Source organism: Streptomyces sp. JNUCC 63 (genome assembly GCF_054366325.1).
In genome coordinates, this window is the sequence record NZ_CM135963.1 from 3,948,882 (window position 1) to 3,973,533 (window position 24,652).

The following is a 24,652-nucleotide window of genomic DNA, read 5'->3' on the forward strand; positions in this document are numbered from 1 at the left end:
GCAAGTGGGTGATGTGTCGCACCGCGGGTCCGAGAGGGCGGCGGCCGGACGCCCGGCGGCCGGTGGTTCTGGGACCGCGCTTCTCGCCGGGCCGCGACCGGGGTCAGGCCGTCCCGGCCGTGCACGGCACGTCGGAGAATGCCCCGCAGGGCCGACGACCGGCGCGCCGGGGCCTGCGCCCGGGCGGGCTCTCGGCGGTTCGGGGGAAGTGGGTGGTGTGCTGCGCGGCCGGTGTCGCCCGGGGCCGTCCCTTTTCGTCGAGTGGTCCCGTGCGGGCACTCGGGATCGCGTTCACATCGAATCGGTCCGGCCGGCGTTCGAGGACGAGGCCGTTCAGGCCGAAGCGCCGAAGCGGGGAACGGGTGTCCGGGGCGGCAGCCCCCAGGAGGTCGGCCAGGGCGCCTTGGGCGGGTCGCGGGGCGTTCGCGGGTGACTTGTAGTCAGCTGGTGCCGTGCTGCTGCTGCCCGAGCCCGTGCGGCGTCTCGCCTCCTGGTGCGTCGTCGTACTACTGCTGTCCGGGGTGGTGTGGATCGGGGTCCGGCTGTGCGTGACCTTCCGGACCGCCGTCACGCCCGTGCTGCTCGCCCTGCTGGGGACCGCTCTGCTGCGGTCGTTCTTCCGGCGGCTCGTGGACGCGCATGTCAACCGTTCGCTCGCCGCGGGGATCACCTGCATGGCCGTCGTGGTGGTCGTCGGCGGGGCCGTCTACATCGTCGTGGCCGCGCTGATCGACAGCGGGGACCAGATCGTCGCCTCCCTCAAGCGGGCCGGGCAGTCGCTCGCCACGCACTTCGGCGGGGCCGGGACCTCGCTGAGCGACCTGGCCTCCCACGGCAAGCAGCTGCTGGAGAAGTTCGGCGGGACGGCCGCCTCCAACGTCATCAGCGGGGTCAGCGTGGTCGGCGAGTGGCTCGCCATGGCCCTGCTCGCCCTGCTGCTCGTGTTCTTCTTCCTGCGCGACTCGGGCAAGGCCGCCGACGCCCTGCGCACGCTTGTCCCGAGCGGAAGTGCCGACCTCGCGGAAGCCATGGCCCGGCGGGCCTTCGAGGGCGTGGAGGGCTTCATGCGCGGCACCACGCTCATCGCGTTCATCGACGCCGTCAGCATCACCATCGGCCTGCTCGTACTCCGGGTGCCGGGCGCCGTGGGACTCGGCGCGCTGGTCTTCGTCGGCGCCTACATCCCCTACCTGGGCGCCTTCCTCTCCGGTGCCGTCGCCGTGCTCGTCGCCCTCGCCGACCGCGGGTTCGTCATCGCGCTGTGGACGCTCGGCGTGGTGCTCGCCGTACAGGTGCTGGAGGGGCATGTGCTGCAGCCGGTGATCCAGAGCCGGACCGTGCATCTGCACCCGGCCGTGGTGCTGCTGGCGATCACCGCGGGCGCGTCGGTCGCCGGGATCATCGGGATGCTGCTCGCGGTGCCGCTCACGTCGGCGGCGTTCGGGGTCGCCCACGAGCTGCGGGAACGGTACGCGGCTCCGTCGTAGGGGCGGGCCTCATGCGCCCACCGGACACTCGTACAGCTCGAACCAGATGCTCTTGCCCCGCCCCCGCGGCACGACACCCCACGCGTCCGCGAGCAGCTCGATCAGCACCAGGCCGCGTCCGGAGGAGGCCAGCTCCCCGGGCCGGCGCTTGTGCGGCAGGTCGTCGCCGGTGTCGGTGACCTCCACCCGCAGCCGCCGCTCGCCCTTCTCCCCGCCGACCTCGGCCAGCAGCAGCGCGTCGGCGTCGGTGTGCACGAGGACGTTGGCGAGCATCTCCGACAGCAGCAGCACCGCCGAGTCCACCTGGTCCTCGGCCACCCAGTCGTGCAGCACCTCGCGCAACTGCTGCCGGGCGACCGCCACCCGCTCGGGTTCGGCCTGGGCGACCGTCATCAGGGTGCGCCGCACCTCCGGGAGGAGGACGGCGCCGCCCTCGCTGTGCCGGCTCAGCAGCAGTAAGGCGATGTCGTCCTCGCGCCGATCGGCCAGCGGCCCCGTGGTGTGGTGCGAGGAGGGCCCGTGCACGGCCTGGACGAGTGCGTCGGCGAGCTCCTCGGTGCCGCCCCCGTGCCGCTCCAGGATCGTACGGATCCGCTGCCAGCCGGTGTCCAGATCGTGGCCGCCGGTCTCGATCAGGCCGTCCGTGCAGATCATCATCGTCTCGCCCGGCTCCAGGGTGAACCGGGTGGTCGGGTAGTCGGTGTCCGGGTCGATGCCCAGCGGCAGCCCGCCCGCCGTCGGCCGCAGCAGCACCGTGCCGTCCGCCATGCGGATCACCGGGTCCGGGTGGCCCGCGCGAGCGATCTCCACCACGCCGCTGTGGGGGTCGACCACGGTGTACAGGCAGGTCGCGAAGCGCAGGTCGGCGCCGTCGTCGCCGCCGTCGCCGGTCATGCCGTGCAGGAAGCGGGAGGCACGGGAGAGCACCGCGTCCGGGGGGTGCCCCTCGCAGGCGTAGGCGCGCAGTGCGATGCGCAGCTGGCCCATCAGGCCCGCGGCGCGTACGTCGTGGCCCTGGACGTCCCCCATGACCAGGGCGAAACGCCCCGACCCGGACTTCGTACCGGACCGCGAGGTGCCCCCGGGCAGCGGGATCATGTCGTACCAGTCGCCGCCGACCTGGAGGCCGCCGCCGGTGGGGACGTAGCGGGCGGCCACGTCCATGCCGGGGACCTCGGGGCCCAGCGTGGGCATCATCGAGCGTTGCAGGTTCTCGCTCAGCTCCCGCTCGGTCTCGGCGGTCCCGGCGCGGGACAGGGCCTGGGCGAGCATCCGGGCCACCGTGGTCAGCACCGAGCGCTCGTCGGGCGTGAAGGCCACCGGATAGGCGAAGGCCGCCATCCAGGCACCCATCGTGCGGCCCGAGACGGTCAGCGGGAGGAAGGCCCAGGAGCGGCGGTTGAAGCGCTGGGCGAGCGGCCAGGTGAGCGGGTAGCGGGACCTGTACTGCTCCGGGGAGGACAGGTAGACCGCCCGTCCGGTGCGCACCACCTCGGCGGCCGGGTAGTCCGTCTCCAGTGTCATGTGCAGGAAGGGGCCCTCGTCGCCGGGCCGCTGCCCGTGGTGGCCGACGACCGTCAGCCGGTCGCCCTCCACGCCGAAGACGGCCAGCCCGTCCGGCGAGAACCCGGGCATCGCCAGACCCGCCGCGACCCGCAGCACCTCCGCCGTGGAGCGGGCCTCGGCCAAAGCCCGGCCGGCGTCCAGCAGGAACGCCTCGCGGGAACGCCGCCAGTCGCCGGTGACCGCTCTTCGCCCGGCCGGGGAGCCCGGCGTCGGCTCGGCGACCTCCTGCAGGGTGCCGATCAGCTCGTACGCCTTCTTCCGGACGTCGAAGGCCGGCTTGGAGCGGCTGCGCACCACCCGGATGATCCGGTTCCGCTCGTCCATGATCCGGATGCGTACCTCGGCGAGGGTGTCCTCGGCGACGGCGAGCTGCACGACGCCCGTGATCTCGTTCCAGTCGACCGGGTGAAGGCGGGCCCGTACCTGGGCCTCCGTGAGGATGGCCTGCTCGGCGGGCAGCCCGAGCAGACGAGCCGCCTCGGCGTCGACCGACACCCTCCCCGTGGCGGTGTCCCAGTGCCACATGCCGGTCGCCAGGGCGGCGAGTACGTCCCCCACGGCGGGCAGGGGATCACCAGTGCGCATTGCCCCACTCTAAGAAGAGGTGATCGAACACTGCCACCGATGGTGTACGGGTGTGCGATCTCGTACGGCTCCGCTGTGCCGCCCTCAATGGTGGGGAACCGAGGACGGGGTGGCCGGTACGCTTGGTAGGTCCGGGCCGTAACCGATCGCGTGCCCGATCGCGCCGAGGACAGCCATCCCGGCACCACCCGAACCGAAGGACGATGAACGACGATGCACCGGTACAGGTCCCACACCTGCGGCGAGCTCCGCGCCTCTGACGTCGGCACCGACGTCCGGCTCAGCGGCTGGCTGCACAATCGGCGCGACCTGGGCGGCATCCTCTTCATCGATCTGCGCGACCACTACGGCATCACGCAGCTCGTCGCCCGCCCCGGCACGCCCGCGTACGAGGCGCTGGACAAGCTGTCCAAGGAGACGGTGGTCCGCGTCGACGGCAAGGTCGTCTCCCGCGGCACGGAGAACGTGAACCCGGATCTGCCGACCGGTGAGGTCGAGGTCGAGGTCGGCGAGGTCGAGGTGCTCGGCGCGGCGGCCCCGCTCCCCTTCACGATCAACACCGAGGACGGGGTCAACGAGGAGCGGCGCCTGGAGTACCGCTTCCTGGACCTGCGCCGCGAGCGCATGCACCGCAACATCATGCTGCGTACGGCGGTGATCTCGGCGATCCGTCACAAGATGGCGGCGATGGGCTTCAACGAGATGGCGACGCCGATCCTGTCCGCCACCTCCCCCGAGGGTGCCCGTGACTACGTGGTCCCCTCCCGGGTGCACCCGGGCAAGTTCTACGCCCTGCCGCAGGCGCCGCAGCAGTTCAAGCAGCTGCTGATGATCTCCGGCTTCGACCGCTACTTCCAGATCGCGCCCTGCTTCCGCGACGAGGACGCGCGCGCGGACCGCTCGCCGGGCGAGTTCTACCAGCTCGACGTCGAGATGAGCTTCGTCGAGCAGGAGGACGTCTTCCGGCCGATCGAGCGGCTGATGACGGAGCTGTTCGAGGAGTTCGGCGGCGGTCGTCACGTGACGTCCCCCTTCCCGCGGATCCCGTTCCGCGAGGCGATGCTGAAGTACGGCTCCGACAAGCCGGACCTGCGCGCCCAGCTGGAGCTCGTCGACATCACCGACGTCTTCGAGGGCTCTCAGTTCAAGGCGTTCGCGGGCAAGCACGTGCGCGCGCTGCCGGTGCCGGCGGTCCAGGACCGGCCGCGCAAGTTCTTCGACCAGCTGGGTGACTTCGCGGTCTCGCTGGGCGCGAAGGGCCTGGCGTGGGTGCGGGTCGGCGAGGACGGCTCGCTGTCGGGTCCGATCGCGAAGTTCCTCACCGAGGAGAACGTCGCCGAGCTGACCAAGCGCCTGTCCCTGGCCCCCGGCCACGCGGTGTTCTTCGGCGCGGGCGAGTTCGACGAGGTCTCGAAGATCATGGGCGCGGTGCGGGTCGAGGCGGCGCGCCGGGCGGGTCACTTCGAGGAGGACGTGTTCCGCTTCTGCTGGATCGTCGACTTCCCGATGTACGAGAAGGACGAGGAGACCGGCGGGATCGACTTCTCCCACAACCCGTTCTCGATGCCGCAGGGCGGCCTGGAGGCCCTCCAGACCCAGGACCCGCTGGACATCCTGGGCTGGCAGTACGACATCGTCTGCAACGGCGTCGAACTGTCCTCCGGCGCCATCCGGAACCACGAGCCCGAGATCATGCTCAAGGCCTTCGAGATCGCGGGCTACGACCGCGAGACGGTGGAGGAGAAGTTCGCGGGCATGCTCCGCGCCTTCCGCTTCGGCGCCCCGCCGCACGGCGGCATCGCCCCGGGCGTCGACCGCATCGTCATGCTGCTGGCCGACGAGCCCAACATCCGCGAGACCATCGCCTTCCCGCTCAACGGCAACGCCCAGGACCTGATGATGGGCGCGCCCACGGAGCTGGACGAGGCGCGGCTGAAGGAGCTGCACCTGACGGTGCGCAAGCCGCAGCCGAAGTAGTCCCCGGACACGGTCTGTTGCCCGCCACGGCGGGTACGGACTTCGAAGGGCTCGGAACCGAACCGGTTCCGAGCCCTTTTCCCATGCGACCCGCCGCCGGCCCCAGCTCCGCACGGAGCTCGGCGACTGCTACTCGACGGCTTTGGCGAAGGCGTCGTCCTTCGTGGCCTGCATCTCGTCCAGGCGGTCCGGGGCGACGACGGCGAGGGCGGCGCGCAAGGCATCAGGAGTCTGCTCGGGATGGGCGAACAGCTCATGTCCTTGTCCGACGTATTCGCGTGTCGCGGCGAGGAAGACCGCCCTGTGCTCGGCTTCGATCTCCGCGTCGTCCCGTTCCTCTGTGCCCATCTCGGTGAGAAGACGTGCGGCCCTCTCGGCAGCCGCAGGGTCGTCCCTCAGAAGCGCGCGCCTGCGCTCCCGCCAGCTCTCGCCGTTCACCGTCCTACCTCCAGAGGTCCGCGTACCGGGTCGGCTTCTCTGCCAAGGTCTGGGGCTACTCGTCCGTAAAGACGTCTTCGGCCGTCGGAGCTGTGACGGCACGCCGGTGCCAGTGGCGCAGGATCTCGGGATCGCCACAGCTGGTGATGCGTTCCCGGACCGCTTCGGGGACGTCGATGCCGCGCACTTCGAGGACGTCCAGGACGTCCTCGGCGGCGCGTCGCGCCTCGCCCTCGGCTCGGAGCTCCTCGGAGAGGGGTGACTTGTAAAAGGAGAGATCCACGGCCACCAGTTTCCTCCACAGTTGTGCGGCTGGGTGCTTGCCCAGGCCTTGTGCGATGAATTCGATGATCGGGTCAGCGATGCTCTGCGGTGTGTCCCGCAGAACGGTCGTCATTGATTTGAGTATGGCCCCGGCGTCCGGATGCGTGGCGTGGGTGATCACGGACAGCGTGGCGAGGGCGAGATCCTTGCGGACTTCGGTCGGGTCGATGATCACCGGCATGTTGTGCGGTCCCGCGACCAGCGGCCGCAGGGTCAGCAGGGGCCACTGGCGAGGACCGAAGGTGACCTCACGCGCGGCCCATTCCGCGGTGGCGCGGTCCTGGCAGACGACCAGCAGCATCGGCTGCAGCCGGTACTTCGTGAGCAGGTACGAGGCGTAGTACGCCCAACTGGCGGGCTTGTCCGGGTCCTTCCTGCCCTGGGCCTCGACCGAGAGGAGCAGCGCCTCGTCGTCCTCCGCCTTCAGCCGCAGGAGGGTGTCCACGCGGCGTTCGACAGGGCTGGTCTCGGTGAGGTCGTTGGGCAGGACGGTGACCGAGGTGGGCGGGGGGAAGTCGATGCCGAGTACCTCGGACACCCCGGAGAAGAGGCCCGGATATTCCTGGAAGATGCGGTGCATCGCCTCGTGGGGCGAGCTGACCATACGGATTCCTGTGAGGGTGAGGTGGTACGGGACGGAAAGGGCATTGCCTCTGGCACATGCCAATGCGTGCTCTGCGGGGAGCGTATGAGTGCGACTTGCCCCGGCAGGAGCGCAGTTGGTGATGTTCACCTGGAGGGGTGAAGGCGGCGGCGAGTCGATCTCCAGCGGGCGCCGGATCCTGGCCGGCTCGTCAGGTGGCCGTGGGCGTCGGTTGCCGGAGTTCGAGGCAGTCCCGGCAGTTGCGTGGGTCGGGGCCTCGGTAGCCGCGGTCGCAGGTGTCGCAGTTGCGGAGTGGGTGCCTGACGGGCGGGGGTGGCTCGGGGGCGCGGAACGGCGGCAGGGGCGGGAGCTGGGCGGTGAGGCGATGGGCCAGGAGGGCGGCCGGGCGGCGCAGGGGCTCCGTCGGCAGGTCGCTGGTCAGGGCGTGGCGTACGGCGGTGGGGGTGAGGTCCCGTTCCAGCCAGGCGGCGACTCCGGGCGCGAGGTGCTCGGCGTCGGTGGCGGAGAGGAGCAGGCGGGGGTCCGTGCGGCGCAGGCCGGCGAGGACGTCGGTGGCTGCCTGGAGCAGGGCGGGGGAGCTGTACGCGGGCTTCGGTACGGCGGGGAGGGCTGCGCGGCGCGGGGGTTTCTGCTGCGGGGCGGTGGCCGCGCGGCGGGCCGGGGGCCTCGGCGGTGCCGCTTCGGACGCGTCGCGGTCGCGGTCGCGGTGTCGGCCCGGCTGGTTGCAGGAGACGGTGCGGGTGACGATGCGGCCGCTCTCGGTGCGTTCGCGGGTGCGGCGGAGGTAGCCGTGGGTCTCCAGTTCGCGCAGGGCGGCGGCGATCCGGGTGCGGCCCTCGGAGAAGCGGTCGGCGAGGGTCTTGATGTCGACGGGGGCGCCGGCGGGCAACGACTGGATGTGGCAGGCCGGCCCGATCGCGAGGAGCGACAGGTCCGGGTGCTGGGCGAGGTGGTTGCCGATCACCGTGAAGCGGGTGGTGTGGCGGGTGTTGTCGTGGGTGACGCCGTAGGCGCGCGGGCGGGCAGAGGTGCGTGGATTCGCCCGGGAGTGGGGTTCGTGCGCTTCGTTCGCGGCAACGGCTGACTGGGCGTGCGGGGGCACGCTAGGGTTCTGGGTACCCATCGGGAAGGGCTCACTTCCTCGGTGGTCAGGCCCTCGATCGGGATTGCTACTCCCGGCCGGGGGCCGATGCGTGTGCGGGGTTGTGTGTGCTGAGCGTAGGGGTGTTGGGGGGCCGGAAATCCAGCCGAGCCGGTGATGTTCACCCGCCCGAGTGAGTTTGATCGACGGGCGGGAGGGGTGGGGCTTGGTGGGGTTCTTTCTCCCTCGGGTTCTTGGAGTGGGGACCGCCTGCGGCACCGGAGCCCGTGGGAGTGGGTTCCGGCGGTGAGCAGCGCAGTTCGGCCCACACCCGCTTGCGCGGGAACCGGTCCTCGCTCACGCTCCAGCGGTCGGCGAGCGCGGCCACGAGGAGCAGGCCACGGCCCGACTCGGCGTCCGGGGTGGGCTGTTGGGGTGCGGGGAGACGGTCACCGCGTGTGTCGGTGACTTCGACACGGAGCGTGTCGCCGATCACGTAGAGCATCAGCCGGAAGTCCCGCCCGGGGACGCGGCCGTGCGTGATGGCGTTGGTCGCCAGTTCGGCCACGAGGTGGTTCGCGGGTTCCGTGGGCAGCCCCCAGCGGCGCAGCTGCGCCTCGGCGAGTAGACGTGCGAGACGGGCACCGCGCCGTGTGGACGACAGCAGCACGCTGAAGTCGGGGAACTGGATGCCCTGTTCGGCCGTGAGGTCGGCGATTTCCTGATTCACGTCACTCAGAGTGGCCGAATACGCCTACCGTGAGGAGTGACTGAATGGTTGCGTACGCCGACTGTCGGCTGCTTGTCCGGTGCTGTCCGGGCCGTCGGCACCGTTCGTAGGGGCAGGGCGTCGCGGTACGGCGCGGGACTACGGAGGGGTGCGGTATGTCGGTGGACGGCGAGGCGGTACGGCTCGGGGGAGAGGCGGACGAGCCGGGGTGGGAGGTGGACCCGGACGACGAGTGGGGAGTCGCGGTGATCGCCACCGTGGGGCGGCAGCTGAAGCTGCGGCGGGAGGCGGTGGGGATGCGGGCCGCCGAGTTCGGGGCGGCGATGGGGTACGGGGAGGACCTGGTCTACAAGATCGAGGGCGGCAAGCGGATCCCCCGGGAGGAGTACCTGGACAAGGCCGACGAGGTGTTGGGCGCGGGTGGGCTCATCTCGGCGACCTGGGAGGACGTGAGGAAGGTCCGGTATCCGAAGAGCGTGCGGGCGCTGGCTGATCTTGAGGCCAAAGCAGTTGAGATCGGGGTGTACGTCGGGCTCAGCATCCACGGCCTGTTGCAGACACCGGAGCATGCGCGAGCCTTGTTCGAGGCCTGGCAGCCGCCGTACTCGGAAGAGGAGGTGGAGCGCTTGGTCACGGCTCGGATGGCCCGAAAGTCTATCTTCGAGCGGTCGCCTGCTCCGGCTCTCAGCTTCGTCCTGGAAGAGGCGACGCTACGCCGGCGGGTTGGAGGCACAATGGTGTGGCGTCAGCAACTCGAACACATGCTGGGGGCAGGGCGGTTGCGTAACGTCACGCTTCAGGTGATGCCGACGAGTGCAGGGGCCCATCCTGGGCTGGACGGCAGGATCGAGGTGCTGAAGTTCGCCGACGGCACGGCGGCGGGTCGTTCCGACGGTGCGTTCAATGGCCGGCCGACTTCGGATCCGAAGCAGTTGCGGATCCTTGAGCTGCGGTATGGGACCATCCGTGCGCAGGCTCTCACGCCGCGGGAGTCGTTGGCCTTCATCGAGCGAGTGCTGGGAGAAACATGATCCGCAAGGCCTCTGCCGGGGACGCTTCCGAGCTGGTCTGGTTCAAGAGCAGTTACAGCGACGGCCCCGATGGCAACTCCTGCGTCGAGATCGCGATAGCGCCCCGCACCATCCGCGTCCGCGACTCCAAGAACACCGAAGGCCCGCAGCTCGCCCTCGCGCCCGGCGCCTGGGCGCACTTCGTGACGTACGCCTCGGAAAGCTGATCCTCAACGGCACTCGCTCTGCGCCTGGTTGTCACCGGGAGCAGGGTGCCGTGGTGTCTTGAGTCAGTCAGTTGCTTCGTGCTTTGCCCCGGACCATGGGGATGCCTGGTCTCACCTTGGCGATGGCCGCGAAGTCGTCGTCGACATGGAGAACGGTCAGGTGCTGTTGCTCGGCGATGAGGGCGATCAGAATGTCCATGGGGGAAGGGCCGCGATGATGGCCGATCCTCGCGAGGTCCCGCTGCACCTCCACGACCTTCGGCCAGGGATCGTCGAGGGCAGGGACCCAGCCGAAGGTCTGGCCGAGCATGGTGAAGAAGGGCTCGTAGTCCCGGTCGGAGCGAAGGCCGGGCATCAGCTCGGCCTCGACGGGCGGGCAGATGGCGACGAGCCCTCGTGCCACGCGATCGGGCCAGGGGGAGTCGAGCTGCCCGCGCAGCAGCCGCCACACGGCGGAGGTGTCGGCGAGGTAGGTCACAGGCCTGCCCGTTCCCGTTCCGCGAGGACGTCGAAGTCCAGGAACGCGTCGGCGTTCTCCTGGAGCCAGCGCAGGGCACGTGCCCGGTCGTCGGCGCTGATCGCGGACGCTATGGTCAGCGCGCGGTCGATGGTCTCCCGTTTGGTCTTGGTGCCGAGCTGCCGCTGAGCGAAGGCCAGCTTGTCGTCGTCGATGTCGACCAGAGTCCTGGACATGAGACCTCCCGCAGTCGGACTTATATATCAGCGCCAAGCTTATATCAATCCGCGCCGGCCGGGGCAGGCGTGACGCGTGCTCGGACCTTGGACAGGGGGCGGATGAACGGCGAAGGGCGCGACCGTTCCCCCGATCACCCTGCTCCCCCTCTGCCAAGCCCTGGGGTAGCCATGATCCCGACGAGTGCGACGCAGGGCCCACTCCGGGCGCCTTGAGATGGCCCCGACGTCACAACGGACAGGGCATGGATATGCCTGCCGGTACTGGCGTCTTCGGAGTGTTCGGAGTCTCCGGAATCGCCGACTGCGTGGTCATCTCGTTCGTCCCCCCCGGCTTTCACGGACATCCCCTTCCCCGGCGGTCGTAGAAGTCCAGGTCCGAAGTGGGCGGCGACACCCCTGTTGGAATGATCTGCCCGGACCGCTCGGGACCACGGCGAAGGGGCCCGGGAACAAGTCGTTCCCGGCCCCTGTGCGCAAACGGTAAGCCCTATTCGCCCGAACCGCCGAAGCGCTCCTTGTACGTCTCCAGGTCCTCGTCCGTCAGCTTGGTGAAGAGGACCGGCGGGACCGTGAAGGGGGTGCCCGGGGTGAGGGTGGTGAGGGACTTCGCCTCCTCCGGGGTGACCCAGGTGGCCGTGTCGTCCCGCAGGTCGAATGCCGCGCGCATCGCTGCCGACGAGGCCGGGATGAACGGCTCCGAGACCACCGCGTAGAGGTGGATCAGGTTCATCGCGGTGCGCAGGGTGAGGGCCGCGCCCTCCTTGTTGGTCTTGATCTCCAGCCAGGGGGCCTTCTCCTCCAGGTAGGAGTTGCCCGCCGACCACAGGGCGCGCAGCGCGGCCGCCGCCTTGCGGAACTGGATGGCCTCCATCTGCTCCTCGTACTCCGCGAGGAGCCGGGCGATCTCCTCCCCGAGCCTGGCCTCGGCCTCGCCCGGCTTGCCGCCCTCCGGGACCGCGTCGCCGAAGCGCTTGCGGGAGAAGGAGAGGACGCGGTTGACGAAGTTGCCCAGGGTGTCCGCCAGGTCCTTGTTCACCGTGGCCGTGAAGTGCTCCCAGGTGAAGGAGGAGTCGTCGGACTCCGGCGCGTTCGCCATCATGAAGTAGCGCCAGTAGTCGGCCGGGAGGATGTCCAGCGCGTCGTGTGTGAAGACGCCGCGCCGCTGCGAGGTGGAGAACTTGCCGCCGTAGTAGTTGAGCCAGTTGAAGGCCTTGATGACGTCGACCTTCTTCCACGGCGAGCGGGTGCCCAGCAGGGTCGCCGGGAACATCACGCTGTGGAAGGGCACGTTGTCCTTGCCCATGAACTCGGTGTAGTGGACGTCCGCGTCCGACTCCCACCACCACGAGCGCCAGTCCCGGTTCTCCGGGTCCTGGTCCGCCCACTCCTTCGTCGCGCCGATGTACTCGATCGGGGCGTCGAACCAGACGTAGAACACCTTGCCCTCGGCGGCCAGGTCCGGCCAGGTGTCGGCCGGGACCGGGACGCCCCAGTCCAGGTCACGGGTGATCGCACGGTCGTGCAGGCCCTCGGTGAGCCACTTGCGGGCGATGGAGGACGCGAGGACCGGCCAGTTCTCGGCCCGCTCGTCCACCCATGCCTCCACCTCGCCGGCCAGCACCGACTGGAGCAGGAACAGGTGCTTGGTTTCGCGGATCTCCAGGTCGCTGCTGCCGCTGATCGCCGAACGGGCGTCGATCAGGTCGGTCGGGTCCAGGACCCGCGTGCAGTTCTCGCACTGGTCGCCGCGTGCCTTGTCGTAGCCGCAGTGCGGGCAGGTGCCGATGATGTACCGGTCGGGCAGGAAGCGGCCGTCGGTGTTCGAGTACACCTGGCGGATGGATCGCTCCTCGATGAACCCGTTCGCCTTCAGCTCGCGGGCGATCTCCTGCGTGATCTCGTGGTTCTGCGGGGAGGAGCTGCGGCCGAAGTAGTCGAAGGCCAGGTCGAAGCCGTCGTAGACCGCCTTCTGCGCGTCGTGCGCCTGCGCGCAGAACTCGTCGACCGGGATGCCCTGCTCCTTGGCCGCCAGTTCGGCGGGCGTGCCGTGCTCGTCGGTCGCGCAGATGTACAGGACCTCGTGGCCGCGCTGGCGCAGGTAGCGGGAGTACACGTCCGCCGGGAGCATGGACCCCACCATGTTGCCCAGGTGCTTGATCCCGTTGATGTACGGAAGGGCGCTGGTGATGAGGTGTCGAGCCATCGCGGGCTGCTCCCAGGTCGCTGCTGAGGGTGACGATCTCGTCGGGTTCGGGTCGTCTACGGAACCTTGAAATCGTAGCCGACATGGGCGGGCCGCCCGCTTCCCGTTTTACTGGGTGGGAAGGGGCGGCCCTTGGCGCGTGTGGATCACGGGCGCCAGTTCGCCAGTACGCCCTCGTAGATCTCCTGGTCCGTGAGTTCGCGCGGGGTCGGGCCCGCGTGGAAGAAGGACGTGGTGTCGGTCTTCAGCTTGCGGAGGTAGTCGAAGGCCTTGTTGTCGTGCTCACCGAAGGCGACGAAGGAGAAGAAGACGGCGGGGTGCTTCTTCGCCGCCTCGGTGAGGGACTGGGTGGCCGGGGTCTTGGCGTCCGGGGCGCCGTCCGTCTGGAAGATCACCAGGGCGGGGGCGGCCGGGTCGTCCGCGGACTCCTCGTGGTGGGCCAGTACGGCTTCCACGGCCGCGTGGTAGCTCGTACGGCCCATGCGGCCCAGGGAGCCGTGCAGGTCGTCGATCCTGTTCTCGTGCTCGGTGAGGGTGAGCTCGCCGGTGCCGTCCACTTCCGTGGAGAAGAACGTGACGTGGACCGTGGCCTCGGGGTCGAGGTGGGCGGCGAGGGCGAGGGTCTGCTCGCCGAGGGCCTGGGCGGAGCCGTCCTTGTAGTACGGGCGCATGGAGGCGGAGCGGTCCAGGACGAGGTAGACCTTGGCCCGGGTGCCGGTGAGGCCGTGCTTCTCGAGGGCGGCTCCGGCGGCCTCGTAGGCGGTGGTGAGGCCGGGGGCGTGGGACTTCACGGTTTCCTGCGGGAGCGTGGCCGGTTCGGGTGCCTCGGCTTCGCCCTCGGCGGGGACGTTCCCACCCGCACCACCCGTGCGGGTTTCGTGGTCGGGTGCGGGTGGCCCCTGTGGGGTGTCCTCGCCGTCGGCGGCTGCGGGTTCCGCCGTAGCCGCCGGCTCCACCTCGGTCTCGGGCTCCGGCCCGGTCTCGGGCTCAGCCTTGGTCTCGGGCTCCGGCCCGGTCTCGGGCTCAGCCTTGGTCTCGGGCTCCGGCCCGGTCTCGGGCTCAGCCTCGGGCTCGGGCTTAGCCTCCGGCTCGACGTCGGCCTCGGCGTCCGCCTTGGCCTCGGGCTCAGCCTCGGGCTCGGGCTCCGGCCCGGTCTCGGGCTCAGCCTCGGGCTCGGGCTTAGCCTCCGGCTCGACGTCGGCCTCGGCGTCCGCCTTGGCCTCGGGCTCAGCCTCGGGCTCGGGCTCCGGCCCGGTCTCGGGCTTAGCCTCCGGCTCGACGTCGGCCTCGGCGTCCGCCTCGGCCTCGGGCTCAGCCTCGGGCTCGGGCTCCGGCCCGGTCTCGGGCTTAGCCTCCGGCTCGACGTCGGCCTCGGCGTCCGCCTCGGCCTCGGGCTCAGCCTCGGGCTTGGACTCGGCCTCGGGCTCCGGCTCAGCCTCGGCCTCGGGCTTGGGCTCGGGCTTCGGCTCGGGGTGAGTTTCCGGCTCAGGGGTCGGCTTCGTTTCCGGGGCTGTCTCCGGTGCCGGCTCCTCGGTGGCGGACGGCGTTTGTACCGGCTCCTCCGGTGCCTGGCTGTCCGCCGGGCGGGCGGGCCTCGGCACCGTCACGTTGTCGAAGGCCGCCGAGACGAGGTCGTGTTCGTCGCGGGGTTCCGGGACGGAGGCCGTGGGCTTCGGTGTCGGTTCCGGGGACGGGGACGGGAGCTTCGGCGACGGGGCCGTAGCCGCGGCCGGCTCCGCGCCCGGCTCCGGGGCCGGCTCGGGCGGCGTCGGGGTGGTCTCGGCCGCAGCGTGCGTTTCGGCGGCCTGCGCCGCACCCTCCGCCTCGACGGTCCTCGCTCTGCGTGACCGGCCGAACGCGTTCCGCAAGAGAGTGAGAATGCCCATGTGCGCAACCCTTCGCATGAGTTGAAGCCCGTCAATCCCTGGCCAGGACGGACACGTAAGGTTAGCTGCCCTCATGGGCGATCTTGGGCAGGGTCGGGTGTCCGGTGCCGTGGCTGTCAAGCGCGGTGCCCGGACCGCGCCCGGCACCGTACGGCGACCTCGGGACAACTTCCTTGACGCTGCCGCGGGTTCACCCGTCGTTCATCCTGGCGCCCGACTGCCGCACATATGTGCTCCTACGGTTCGCGTTGGCACCACGGGCACCCAAGGAGAGAACAATTGCGCAAGCTGCTGCCGTTGATCGGAACGCCCTCCGGCTCGCATCCCGGCGGACGGTCCGCCCTGACCTGTCGTTTCCGGTGTGGTGACGCCTGCTTCCACGAGGTGCCCAACACCAGCTCCAACGAGTACGTCGGCGATGTCATCGCCGGTGTGCTCGCGCGCCGTTCGGTGCTGCGGGCCGCCGCGGTCGTCGGTGTGGCCGCCGCGACCGGTACGGCCGCCGTCGCCGGGGCCCGCCCGGCGGAGGCCGCGGCCTCCGGCCCGGCCCCCGCGTCGTCCCGGAAGGAGCCCTCGGGCGCGCGTGGGCTGCGGTTCGCGCCCGTCGCGCCCAACACCGCCGACACCGTCACCGTCCCCGACGGCTACCGGCAGAACGTCGTCATCCGCTGGGGCGAGCCCGTCCTGCGCGGGGCGCCCGCGTTCGACCCGGAGAACCAGACCGCGGCGGCGCAGGCCGGGCAGTTCGGGTACAACAACGACTTCCTGGCCCTGCTGCCCCTGCGGGGTGAGCCGCACCGGCAGCTCCTCGTCGCCAATCACGAGTACACCGACGAGGTGCTCATGTTCCGGGGATACGACCCCGAGAACCCCACCCGGCAGCAGGTCGAGGTCGCCTGGGCCGCGCACGGGCTGTCCGCCGTCGTGGTGGAGGAGGACCGGAAGACGGGGAAGCTCACCGCCGTACCCCGGCACCACCTCAACCGGCGCGTCACCGCCACCACCGAGTTCCGGCTCACCGGCCCCGCCGCGGGGTCGGACCTGCTGAAGACCTCCGCCGATCCGAGCGGGCGCCGGGTGCTCGGCACGCTCAACAACTGCGCGGGCGGGACCACGCCGTGGGGGACGACCCTGCACGGCGAGGAGAACTTCAACCAGTACTTCGCCAACGGCGGCCGGGCCACCGACAAGCGCTACGGCATCGGCACCGGGGCCACCGAGCGCAAGTGGGAGCGGTTCGACCAGCGGTTCGACATCGCGCGGGAGCCCAACGAGGCGCACCGGTTCGGGTACGTCGTCGAGCTCGACCCCTACGACCCGTCCTCCACGCCGCGCAAGCGCACCGCGCTCGGGCGGTTCAAGCACGAGGGGGCGACCGTCCGGCTCACCGAGGACGGGCGGCCCGTCGTGTACTCGGGCGACGACGAGCGGTTCGACTACTTCTACAAGTTCGTCGGCAGCAAGCGGATGCGGCCCGGCAACAGCCGCTCCGCGCGCGAGCACAACCTGTCGCTGCTCGACGAGGGGACCCTGTACGTCGCCCGGCTCACCGGGGACTCGCCCGCCGCCGAGATCGACGGGAGCGGAAAGCTGCCCGCCGACGGGGAGTTCGACGGCAGCGGCGAGTGGATCCCGCTGGCCACGGCGACCGCGAAGGGGGCCGTCTCGCACGTCGAGGGGATGACCGCCGAGGAGGTGTTCGTCTTCACGCGGCTCGCGGGCGACAAGGTGGGCGCCACGAAGATGGACCGGCCCGAGGACATCGAGCCCTCGCCGCACACCGGCAAGGTGTACGTCGTCCTCACCAACAACACCAACCGGGGCAAGGCGGGCTACGCGCCGGCCGACGAGGCCAACCCGCGCAACGCCAACAAGCACGGGCACATCCTGGAGCTGACCGAGCGCGGCAACAAGGCCGACGCGACGCGCTTCGGCTGGTCGGTGTTCCTCGTCGCCGGTGACCCGGCCGATCCGTCGACCTACTTCGCCGGGTTCCCGAAGGAGCACGTCAGCCCGATCTCCTGCCCGGACAACGTGGCCTTCGACCGCTACGGGAACCTGTGGATCTCGACCGACGGCAACCAGCTCGGTTCGCACGACGGGCTGTTCGGCGTCGCGGTGAAGGGGGACCGGCGAGGGGAGCTGAAGCAGTTCCTGACCATGCCCACGGGCGCGGAGACCTGCGGGCCGATCGTGCAGGAGCGGCGCGTCGTCGTCGCCGTGCAGCACCCGGGTGAGCTCGACGGGGCGTCGGTGGAGCAGCCGGCGAGCGCCTGGCCGGACGGGCCCGGCAGGATCACGCGGCCCGCGGTGGTGGCGGTCTGGCGGGCGGACGGGAGCGACATCGGCGTGTGAGGACGCCACCCGGCGCGGGCACCCCCGCCGAGCACCCGCGGGTGTCTCGGCGGGGGTGCCCCTGTGCCGGGCCCGGACCGCGTGTTCGAGACCGGGATCCGTGGCCGCGCGACCGCCGGGTCAGCCGGCTCCGCGGTCCTGCCCCACGGCTCGACGAACCGGGCCGGTGGGTACGGGCAGCCCGGCGCCCCGGGCGGACTCAGACCTGGACTCGGGGCGGCGGCTGCTGGTCGCGGGGCGGAGTGGTCGGGGGCTCCGACGTGCGGCGGCGGCGTACGAGGCGCAGGGGGCGTCGGCGGCGGGTGAGCCAGGTGAGGGCGGCCACCGTCAGGCCGAGGGCGACCAGGAGCCAGGAAGCGGTGCGCAGGGTGGCGGTGAGGGCGTCGTAGACGGCGCCGGCGGCCGGCTGGGAGACCTCGGCGGGCAGGTCGGCGAGGGTCACGCTGCGGCCGATGGCGACGGCGAGGGCGAGCAGCGCGCCGCCCAGGGCGGTACCGAGCGCGGTGGCGGTCAGCGCGCGGCGGCGGCGGGCGGCCAGGGCGAGGCCGGCGACGGCGAACACGACGGCCGCCACCGGGAGCCAGAAACCGGCGACTTCGAGCACGTGGTACCCCTTCCGCAGGCGGCCCAGTTGCTGGGCCGGAAGCAGGTCGACCTCGGTGTGCTCGACGGGGATGCGGCCGGCGAGCGGCACGTGGTCCTCGGCGAGCCTGGCCTTGACCTGGGCGGTGACCGGCGCGAGGTCGACGGTGACCGGGCGTTCGCGCTCGCCGCGGTCGTCGCGCAGGGCCCGCAGGACGGCGTCGTGGGCGACCCGGTTGCTCTCGTTCCACGCCGTACGGAAGGCCTCCGTCCGGGTGAACGAACGCACCGCGTCGTGCACGAAGGGCGCGACGGTGCCGCGCAGCACGCCGGCGTCCAGTTCGTGGCCGATCTCGCGCACGATCCCGTCCCCGACGGCGTCCGCGACGGCGTCCCGCACGTCCGGGTCGTCGGCGAGCGGCGCCATCGTGGTGACGTAGCGACCGGTGTCGGCCAGGCCGTACGCCGCCCAGGCCGACAGCGCGCCGAGCGGCACGAGCAGGCACGAGAGGGCGATCAGTACGGCTGACAGACCGCTTCGCAGGCGTCGGGACACATGTCCCAGCCAAGGCCGCCCGCGGGGGCCCCGCGAGCGGAGGAAGGGCATTCGGGTGACTGCGACGGGTTGCGGGGGACGGGGGCACGGGCCGCGGGGCCTGGTGCGGTCAGGTGATGCGGTGCCCCCGCGCGTCCTCGTGCGTGTAGAACCAGTAGAAGCAGATGACGCCCACGCCGATGCCCGCCAGCAGGGACAGTGCGACGGACAGCCAGACCGACTCGCCGCTCTGGCTGAAGAGGAAGCCGAACGCCACGCCGATGAAGGCGAACCAGAGCACGGCGTGCGGTTCGCGCCCCAGGCGCGGGCCGAGCACCAGGACGCTCGCCAGCACCACCGTGAACACGATGGTGGTCACGAAGCCGAACACGAGGTTCCCGGTCGTGATCGGTCCGCCGTGTCGCCGGATCGCCGCCGCCCAGTAGCCGTAGATCAGCCCCAGTGCGAAGGGCGCCGCCCACCGGCCGATGGCGTGGGCGCGTGGGCTGAACAGGTCGGGCCTGCGGGTGCTGCCGCGGGTGGTGCGTCCGTACACGGGTGCCGCATGAGCCATGAGAGCGCTCCTCTCTCTCCTCGCCCCCGCCTACCAGAGCACACCGGGGAAGGGGCCCTGGCAAGTCGGTGCAACCGTTACCGTGTGCTCTGACGCAGGCGACCGACCGGATCACCGACGGGGGGACGATGCCCGGAACCGTGCTGTTGCTCGCGGCCGCGCCCGTGGGCAGGGGGCGCCTGGTGGACGCCGCCTCCGTGCTCCCCGTGCTGGCCGCCGTGCCGCCCTCGGTGCTGTCCGGTACGGACACCGCGACCGTCGTCGAACTCGCCGACCCGCTCGAACCACAGGCCGTGCTCACCCGGCTGCGCGCCGCCGCGGCGGCGCCCGGCCCGCTGACCGTGTTCGTCACCGGCCAGCTCCAGCTGGACCGCCGCCAGCACCTGCCCCACCTGGCGCTGGCCCGCACCACCCCGGCGACCGTCCGCTACACGGCGCTGCCCTGGCACTGGCTGCGCGAGGAGCTGCGGCTGCGCCCGGACGGCACGACCACGGTCGTGGCCGATCTGCACGCGGACGCGGAGAGCTGGGAACTGCTGCGGCGGCGCCCCCTGGACTCGGGCCGCAACATCGCCGTGTACGGCCGCCTCGCGCCGCCGCCCGCCCGGCGCACGGTGGCGGTGCCGGCGTACATGAGGGCGGTGGCGACGATCCTGCGCAGCGGGCGCCGGCCGCCCCTTCAGGAGCTGCACCAGCGGGCGCTGACGCGGCTGGCCGACGAGGGCGGCGGGCCCGGGCTCGTACTCACCGCTCCCCGGCCGGCGCCGGCCGACCCGCACGCGGCCGTCGCCGCCTGCGTGGAGGCCGGGCGGCACGGCGACGCCGACGCGCTCGCCGCCCGCTGGGAGCAGGCCGCCGTACGCGCGCACGGGGCCGTGTCCGAGGACGCGCTGCACTGGGCCGAGGTCCGCGCGGACCTGGCGATGTTCGCCGGCGACGCCGCCCGCAGCTGCCGGGCCTGGCTGACCGTGGCCGCCACCCGCCTGGCCATGGGGCAGACCGCCGACACCCCGGCCGTCGAGGCCGCCGTCGACCGGGCGCACCACCAGTGGGGACGGATCAGCGACCCCGAGCGGGCCCGCGAACTCGGGCCGGTGCTCGCGGAGTTGCGGGGGCGGGTGCCCGGTCGGCGCCAGGGTGCGCTGGACCATGTACGGCAGCAGCTGCGGCAGTTGCAGACGCAGGGCTGACGGTACGGAGCGCGGCGCCCGGAAGGTGGTGCGCGTGGCCGGTACGCGCCCTCCCGCGAATGCCTGTCGCGGTGCCAGAATGGTGAGTTATGGCTGAGGGGGATGGCGTGGCCGGCCGAGACATCCGGGTCCGGCTTGACGGAAGTGCGAGCAGCAAGGACGTCGGCGCGCTGAAGGCGTGGCTGGAGCGGGAGAGACCGCTGGAGGAGCTGGTCCGCGACGGGCGGCTGCGGATCCTCGAGCGGCCGCGTTCGGACGGGCCGCCCGGTCACATGGGCGCCGGCATGGAGATCCTGCTGGTCCTGATCGGCGCGGGCGCCGAGGCCGTGACCAAGGAGCTGCTGGCCCAGACCAGACGGGCGGTGGATGCCTGGCTGGAGAACCGCCGCCGGGTGGAGTCCGGAGACCCGCCCGAGCCCCGCGTCGATCCGGTGCGCCGCGACGAGGGATAGCCCCGTGGACCGCTTCGACCCGCGCGGGCGGGTGAACCGGGCCCTGCTGGTCGGCGTCTCGGAGTACGACCACACGAAACCGGCCGAGCCGGACGGCGTCCCCGGCGACCTGCCCGCCGTCCGGCACAACCTGGAGCGGCTGGAGGACGTACTGCGCCGGGGCGGGGTGTTCGGCGAGGGCGAGATCACCGTCTGCCGCTCGCCCTCCCTGGACGAGTTCAGCGAGGAGCTGCGCACCGCGGCCCACCGGGCGGAGGGGCTGCTGCTGTGCTACTTCGCGGGGCACGGTGCCGTGCCGAGCGCGGGCGACGAGCTGTTCCTGCAGATGCGCAACGCGCGCGTGGTCGCGGGCGGCCGGGCGGTGTTCCCGGGCGCGGACGAGTTCAACGCGGTGCTCACCGTGCTCGCCGGGAGCCACGCCGAGCGGATCGTGGTGATCCTCGACTGCTGCTACGCGGGCAACGCCGCCAAGGTGTGGCACGACTTCGCCGACCGGCGGCAGAAGATCCTGCTGCTGATGAGCGTGCAGGCCAATCGGCTCATCGACTCCGGCGACGGCACGAGAGAGAGCCCGTTCACCGAAGAGCTCGTGCAACACCTCGACTCAGGCGGGGAGTTGTCGCTTCTGGAGATCTTCGAGCGGGTGCGCGGGTCGATGGCCGGGGCGGGCCGCGTCACCACGCTCGGGGACCCGTGGGAGCCGCAGTTCGCCGGTGAGCCGGGCACGGACGTGCTGCTGGGGGCGGCTCGGGAGGGAGAGCCGGCGCGGCCCTTCGAACAGCCGCCGCGCACCGGGCCGGCGGACGGGTCCGCCGCGTCCGGCGGATCCGTGCCGGAGGGCGGCACCGGGAACCCGCGCCCGCGCCGCCCGCTGCGGGCCCTGCTCGCCCGCCTCGCCCGGCTCCGGGACCGGGCCGGTGCCGTCGTCCGCTGGTTCGGCGGGCCGCGCAGGCGGGTCCGGGTCACGGTGAGCGCGCTGCTGGTGCTCGCGCTCGCCGGCCTCGGGCTCGGCGGTTACGAGCTCATCGGCTTCGGCGGCGGCCACTCCTGCGCGCCGCCGCTCGAACTGCGCCTGCTGACCGACCCCGAACTGGAACCGACGGTCCGCGCCGCCGCGGACGCCTACCTCGTCTCGGACGCCAACACCACCGGGCACGGCTGCCGCCGTACCGGCATCACCGTCTACAGCGCGGGCGTGAGCAGTGCGGTCACCGCGCTGCGCCGGCAGGCCGACGCCTGGCGGGACCCCGTGGAGGACACCAACCCGCAGCGGGACGTCGGGCCGCAGCCGGACGTCTGGATCCCCGCCTCGGCCACCGACGTGGCACGGGCCGTCGACGACCAGACCGCCCGTCCCCTCGTCACACTCGACCCGGACCCCGAGCCGTTCGTGTACTCCCCGGTCGTGCTGGCCGTCCCGCAGGACCTCGCGGGCGACGGCCTGGGCGAGCGCGTCGGGCTTCCGCTGTCCCGGCTGGCCGATGATCTGAAGCGGCGGGACCTGAGCGCCCGCGTGCTGCGTCCCGACCCCGAGTTCACCGGCTCCGCCCTGCTGGCGACCATCGGCCTGTACGGCGGCGGCACCGCCGTCCCGCGCGTCGCCGAGCAGAGCGTACGTCCCACCGGGCCGCCCTCGCCGACGGCCGCCGAACTGCTGTGCACGCTGCCGGACGACCGCGCCGCGGACGGCCGCACCGCCGCGCTGGTCCCGGAGTTCCTGCTCAGAAGCGGGGTGGACTGCGCCCGGACCACGCGGGTGCCGCGCACCGCCGAGTACCCCGACGACGTACCGGCGCTGACGCCCACCTTCGTACGGGTCCGCTGGGAGGACGGCGACCGGGACGCGGCGGCGCGGGACGACGCCGCCAGACGGTTCGGCACCTGGCTGACCGGCGAGGAGGGCCGGGCCGTGTTCGGCGCGGCGGGCTTCAGGAACGCGACGGAGCCCGGCCACCCGCTGCTCGACGACCAGCACGTCGGCGCGGGCGTGCTGCGCCTCCCCAGTCCGCTGCCGGGCCGCGCCGAGCGGGCGGCGATGGAGACGGCGCTCGAGCGGTACCGCAGCGCCCACGGCCCCGGCCGGGTCCTCTACCTCCTCGACAGCTCCGGCTCGATGGACAGGCAGTGGCCCGGGCCCAGCGGCGGCCCCGGCATCCTGAAACAGTCCCTGAGCGGGCTCGGCACGCAGGACGAGTACGGGGTGTGGGCGGTGTACGGCACGTCCGGTGACCGCGGGCACGAGATCCTGCTGCCCTTCGGGCACCACCGCCGCGCCGAAGCCGTGCAGGCCGTCGACGACAAGGCGCGGGTGCGGGACGCCGAGGCCGACCCGCACGCGGCCCTGCTCGCCGCGCTCCGCGACATGGACCGCCGCGGCACCGACGACGAACGGCCGCGGCTGATCGTCTACATCACCGACGACGAGGACAACAACCGGCTGACCGGCGGGAACCTGGAGGAGGTGCTGGCACTGGCGGGGCGGGTGAAGGTGCCGGTGGCCATGGTCTCGCTGGTCAGTGGCTCCTGCGACCGGGGCCGCGCGGACGCCCGGATCGCCGAGGCGAGCGGTGGCCGCTGCCTGGACGCGGGCGACGACCCCGGCAGGGGCCTGCGCGAGGAGGTCGCGCGGGTGGGGACGAAGGAGGAGTGATGGCCCGACGACCGGCGGTACCGCTCGCATGGCGGCTGGTGCTGCCGCTGCTGCTGACGGCCACCGCCTGCACCGGGGGCGGGCCGCGGGCGGACCGGACGCCCGCCGCCGACGTGCCCGGCCCGATCGTGGTGGCCAGCGGCCGGGACGTGACCGGCAAGAACGGCATCCGCCAGCAGCTCATCGACGCCTGGAACCTGCGGCAACGGAAGCAGAACCCCGGCTACCGGGCTCGGCTGGTGGAACTGCCCGGCTCGGCCGACGAGCAGCGCAGCCAGCTGCTGGGCGCCCTGCAGTCGGGCAGCGCCGACTACGACGTGGTCAACCTGGACGTGACCTGGGTGCCGGAGTTCGCCGAGGCGGGGCTGATCAGGTCGCTGCCCGACCAGGCGCTCGAGAGCGACGTCATCGCGTCGGTGGCCGGCACGGCTCGCTGGAAGGACCGGGTCTACGCGGTGCCGTTCAACAGCGACGTGGGACTGCTCTACTACCGGCGCGACTACCTGCGCGCGGCAGGCGTGCAGCAGACCGACCTCGGCACCGACGTCACCTGGCAGCGGCTGCGCGAGTTCCGCGACATCCTGGACGGCAACCCGCCCAAGGGGTACGAGAAGCTGTGGACCACGCAGCTCGCCGCCTACGAGGGCCGTACGGTCAACGCCGTCGAGGCCTTCGCCTCGGCGACGGAGGGCTTCACGCTCACCGACGCCTCCGGCCGCTACACCGCCGGTCCGCGGGAGCTGACCGACGGCATCGCCGAGCTGCGCCACCGCACCGACACGCCGTACCTCCTGGGCAGCGCCGCGAACTCCGACGAGGCCTCCTCGCTCAGTGACTTCGCGGACGGCCGCACGGCTTTCCTGCGGCACTGGCCGTACGCCTACGGCACGCTCCACCAGACCTTCACCGACCAGCAGCTCGGTGTGGCCCCGCTGCCCGGCCGGGCGGTGCTCGGCGGACAGAACCTGGCGGTGACCCGGTCCTCGCAGCGGGCCCGGAAGGCGGCCGAGCTGATCACCTTCCTGACCAGCGCCGAGAGCGAACGCTGCCTGCTGGACGCGGGGTTCGCCGCGACGCGCACGTCGGCGTACGAGGACGACGGGGTCCGGTGCGCGGCGGCGCCCGCCTCCGGGGACTCGCCGTCGGCGTCCCCCACCGGTGAGCGCACCGATCACATGCCCCGGGACGCGGCCGGCCGGCCCGGCTACGCCCGCGCCATCCTGCTCCCCGCCCTGCGGCGGGCGGTCTCCCGTCCCCGCACCCCGCTCTACGGAGCCTTCACCCAGACCTTCACCGCGGAACTGGGCGCCCTGTTCACCGGCGATCCGCCCGGCGACGCGGACCTGGCCCGCCGACTGGACAAGGCGCTGCGACGGGCACTGCCGGACTGAGCCGGAAGTGCTGGGCAGCCTGGGTGAAGTCCGGTGCGACACCGCTCCCCGTGAGGGGCGCGGGGCTGTATCGATGTGCGACTCCTCCCCCAAGCTCTTGACGAGCAGG

19 protein-coding genes and 1 pseudogene are annotated in these 24,652 nt (G+C 72.0%); 9 read left to right on the forward strand and 11 right to left on the reverse strand.

Features of this window, described 5'->3' with window-relative positions:
- Positions 1-452 precede the first annotated feature (452 nt).
- Positions 453-1,487 carry an AI-2E family transporter gene (locus ACX25U_RS18090; protein WP_454393339.1) on the forward strand — a complete coding sequence of 345 codons (1,035 nt, stop codon included), beginning with the start codon at positions 453-455 and terminating at the stop codon, positions 1,485-1,487.
- 9 nt (positions 1,488-1,496) lie between these two features.
- On the opposite strand, the gene ACX25U_RS18095 is transcribed toward ACX25U_RS18090, so the two are convergent.
- Positions 1,497-3,638: a SpoIIE family protein phosphatase gene (locus ACX25U_RS18095; protein WP_454393341.1), complete on the reverse strand. Its 2,142-nt coding sequence runs from the start codon at positions 3,636-3,638 to the stop codon at positions 1,497-1,499.
- A 213-nt stretch (positions 3,639-3,851) separates the two neighbouring features.
- On the opposite strand from ACX25U_RS18095, the gene aspS reads away from it, so the two are divergent.
- Positions 3,852-5,615, forward strand: coding sequence for an aspartate--tRNA ligase (gene aspS / locus ACX25U_RS18100; protein WP_454393342.1), 1,764 nt, complete (start codon positions 3,852-3,854; stop codon positions 5,613-5,615).
- 129 nt (positions 5,616-5,744) lie between these two features.
- On the opposite strand, the gene ACX25U_RS18105 is transcribed toward aspS, so the two are convergent.
- From ACX25U_RS18105 to ACX25U_RS18120, 4 genes and pseudogenes are all read right to left on the reverse strand, one after another.
- A complete protein-coding gene (locus ACX25U_RS18105; RefSeq protein WP_454393344.1) occupies positions 5,745-5,963 on the reverse strand; it encodes a hypothetical protein in 219 nt (72 codons plus the stop codon).
- Positions 5,964-6,108: 145 nt separating this feature from the next.
- Positions 6,109-6,981, reverse strand: coding sequence for a hypothetical protein (locus tag ACX25U_RS18110; protein WP_454393345.1), 873 nt, complete (start codon positions 6,979-6,981; stop codon positions 6,109-6,111).
- A 190-nt stretch (positions 6,982-7,171) separates the two neighbouring features.
- On the reverse strand, positions 7,172-8,104 hold the full coding sequence (locus ACX25U_RS18115; RefSeq protein WP_454393347.1) for a helix-turn-helix domain-containing protein: 933 nt from the start codon (positions 8,102-8,104) through the stop codon (positions 7,172-7,174).
- 250 nt (positions 8,105-8,354) lie between these two features.
- Positions 8,355-8,801 (reverse strand): annotated as a pseudogene (locus tag ACX25U_RS18120) (ATP-binding protein); the annotation flags it as partial.
- Positions 8,802-8,947: 146 nt separating this feature from the next.
- Here ACX25U_RS18120 and ACX25U_RS18125 point away from each other — a divergent pair.
- Both ACX25U_RS18125 and ACX25U_RS18130 read left to right on the forward strand, forming a co-directional pair.
- Positions 8,948-9,823 carry a helix-turn-helix domain-containing protein gene (locus ACX25U_RS18125; protein WP_454393349.1) on the forward strand — a complete coding sequence of 292 codons (876 nt, stop codon included), beginning with the start codon at positions 8,948-8,950 and terminating at the stop codon, positions 9,821-9,823.
- On the forward strand, positions 9,820-10,029 hold the full coding sequence (locus tag ACX25U_RS18130) for a DUF397 domain-containing protein (RefSeq protein ID WP_454393351.1): 210 nt from the start codon (positions 9,820-9,822) through the stop codon (positions 10,027-10,029). The genes ACX25U_RS18125 and ACX25U_RS18130 overlap by 4 nt, the downstream gene beginning before the upstream one ends.
- A 67-nt stretch (positions 10,030-10,096) precedes the next feature.
- Here the strand turns inward: ACX25U_RS18130 and ACX25U_RS18135 are convergent, their stop codons facing one another.
- From ACX25U_RS18135 to ACX25U_RS18150, 4 genes are all read right to left on the reverse strand, one after another.
- Positions 10,097-10,507: a PIN domain-containing protein gene (locus ACX25U_RS18135; protein WP_454393353.1), complete on the reverse strand. Its 411-nt coding sequence runs from the start codon at positions 10,505-10,507 to the stop codon at positions 10,097-10,099.
- Positions 10,504-10,722 (reverse strand): type II toxin-antitoxin system VapB family antitoxin, encoded by a 219-nt coding sequence (locus tag ACX25U_RS18140; protein WP_111006448.1) that lies wholly within the window; start codon positions 10,720-10,722, stop codon positions 10,504-10,506. The genes ACX25U_RS18135 and ACX25U_RS18140 overlap by 4 nt, the downstream gene beginning before the upstream one ends.
- 490 nt (positions 10,723-11,212) lie before the next feature.
- Positions 11,213-12,928, reverse strand: coding sequence for a methionine--tRNA ligase (metG, locus tag ACX25U_RS18145; protein ID WP_454393355.1), 1,716 nt, complete (start codon positions 12,926-12,928; stop codon positions 11,213-11,215).
- A 146-nt stretch (positions 12,929-13,074) separates the two neighbouring features.
- Positions 13,075-14,814, reverse strand: a complete 1,740-nt coding sequence (locus tag ACX25U_RS18150; RefSeq protein WP_454393357.1) for a VWA domain-containing protein — start codon at positions 14,812-14,814, stop codon at positions 13,075-13,077.
- Positions 14,815-15,093: 279 nt separating this feature from the next.
- Between ACX25U_RS18150 and ACX25U_RS18155 the strand changes: the two genes are divergently transcribed.
- Positions 15,094-17,169: a PhoX family protein gene (locus ACX25U_RS18155; protein ID WP_454393359.1), complete on the forward strand. Its 2,076-nt coding sequence runs from the start codon at positions 15,094-15,096 to the stop codon at positions 17,167-17,169.
- Positions 17,170-17,368: 199 nt separating this feature from the next.
- Here the strand turns inward: ACX25U_RS18155 and ACX25U_RS18160 are convergent, their stop codons facing one another.
- Both ACX25U_RS18160 and ACX25U_RS18165 read right to left on the reverse strand, forming a co-directional pair.
- Complete coding sequence (locus ACX25U_RS18160) at positions 17,369-18,307, reverse strand: hypothetical protein (RefSeq protein ID WP_454393361.1); 939 nt, start codon at positions 18,305-18,307, stop codon at positions 17,369-17,371.
- Between the two features lie 109 nt (positions 18,308-18,416).
- Positions 18,417-18,860, reverse strand: a complete 444-nt coding sequence (locus tag ACX25U_RS18165) for a hypothetical protein (RefSeq protein WP_454393362.1) — start codon at positions 18,858-18,860, stop codon at positions 18,417-18,419.
- Between the two features lie 128 nt (positions 18,861-18,988).
- On the opposite strand from ACX25U_RS18165, the gene ACX25U_RS18170 reads away from it, so the two are divergent.
- The 4 genes from ACX25U_RS18170 to ACX25U_RS18185 all read left to right on the forward strand — a co-directional run bounded on the left by ACX25U_RS18170 (position 18,989) and on the right by ACX25U_RS18185 (position 24,543).
- A complete protein-coding gene (locus ACX25U_RS18170) occupies positions 18,989-20,050 on the forward strand; it encodes a hypothetical protein (RefSeq protein WP_454393364.1) in 1,062 nt (353 codons plus the stop codon).
- 89 nt (positions 20,051-20,139) lie between these two features.
- Complete coding sequence (locus ACX25U_RS18175; protein ID WP_454393366.1) at positions 20,140-20,502, forward strand: effector-associated constant component EACC1; 363 nt, start codon at positions 20,140-20,142, stop codon at positions 20,500-20,502.
- A gap of 4 nt (positions 20,503-20,506) precedes the next feature.
- A complete protein-coding gene (locus ACX25U_RS18180; protein WP_454393368.1) occupies positions 20,507-23,152 on the forward strand; it encodes a substrate-binding domain-containing protein in 2,646 nt (881 codons plus the stop codon).
- Entirely contained in the window at positions 23,152-24,543 is a 1,392-nt protein-coding gene (locus ACX25U_RS18185) for an extracellular solute-binding protein (RefSeq protein WP_454393370.1), read from the forward strand. Before ACX25U_RS18180 ends, ACX25U_RS18185 begins: the two co-directional genes overlap by 1 nt.
- Positions 24,544-24,652 lie beyond the last annotated feature (109 nt).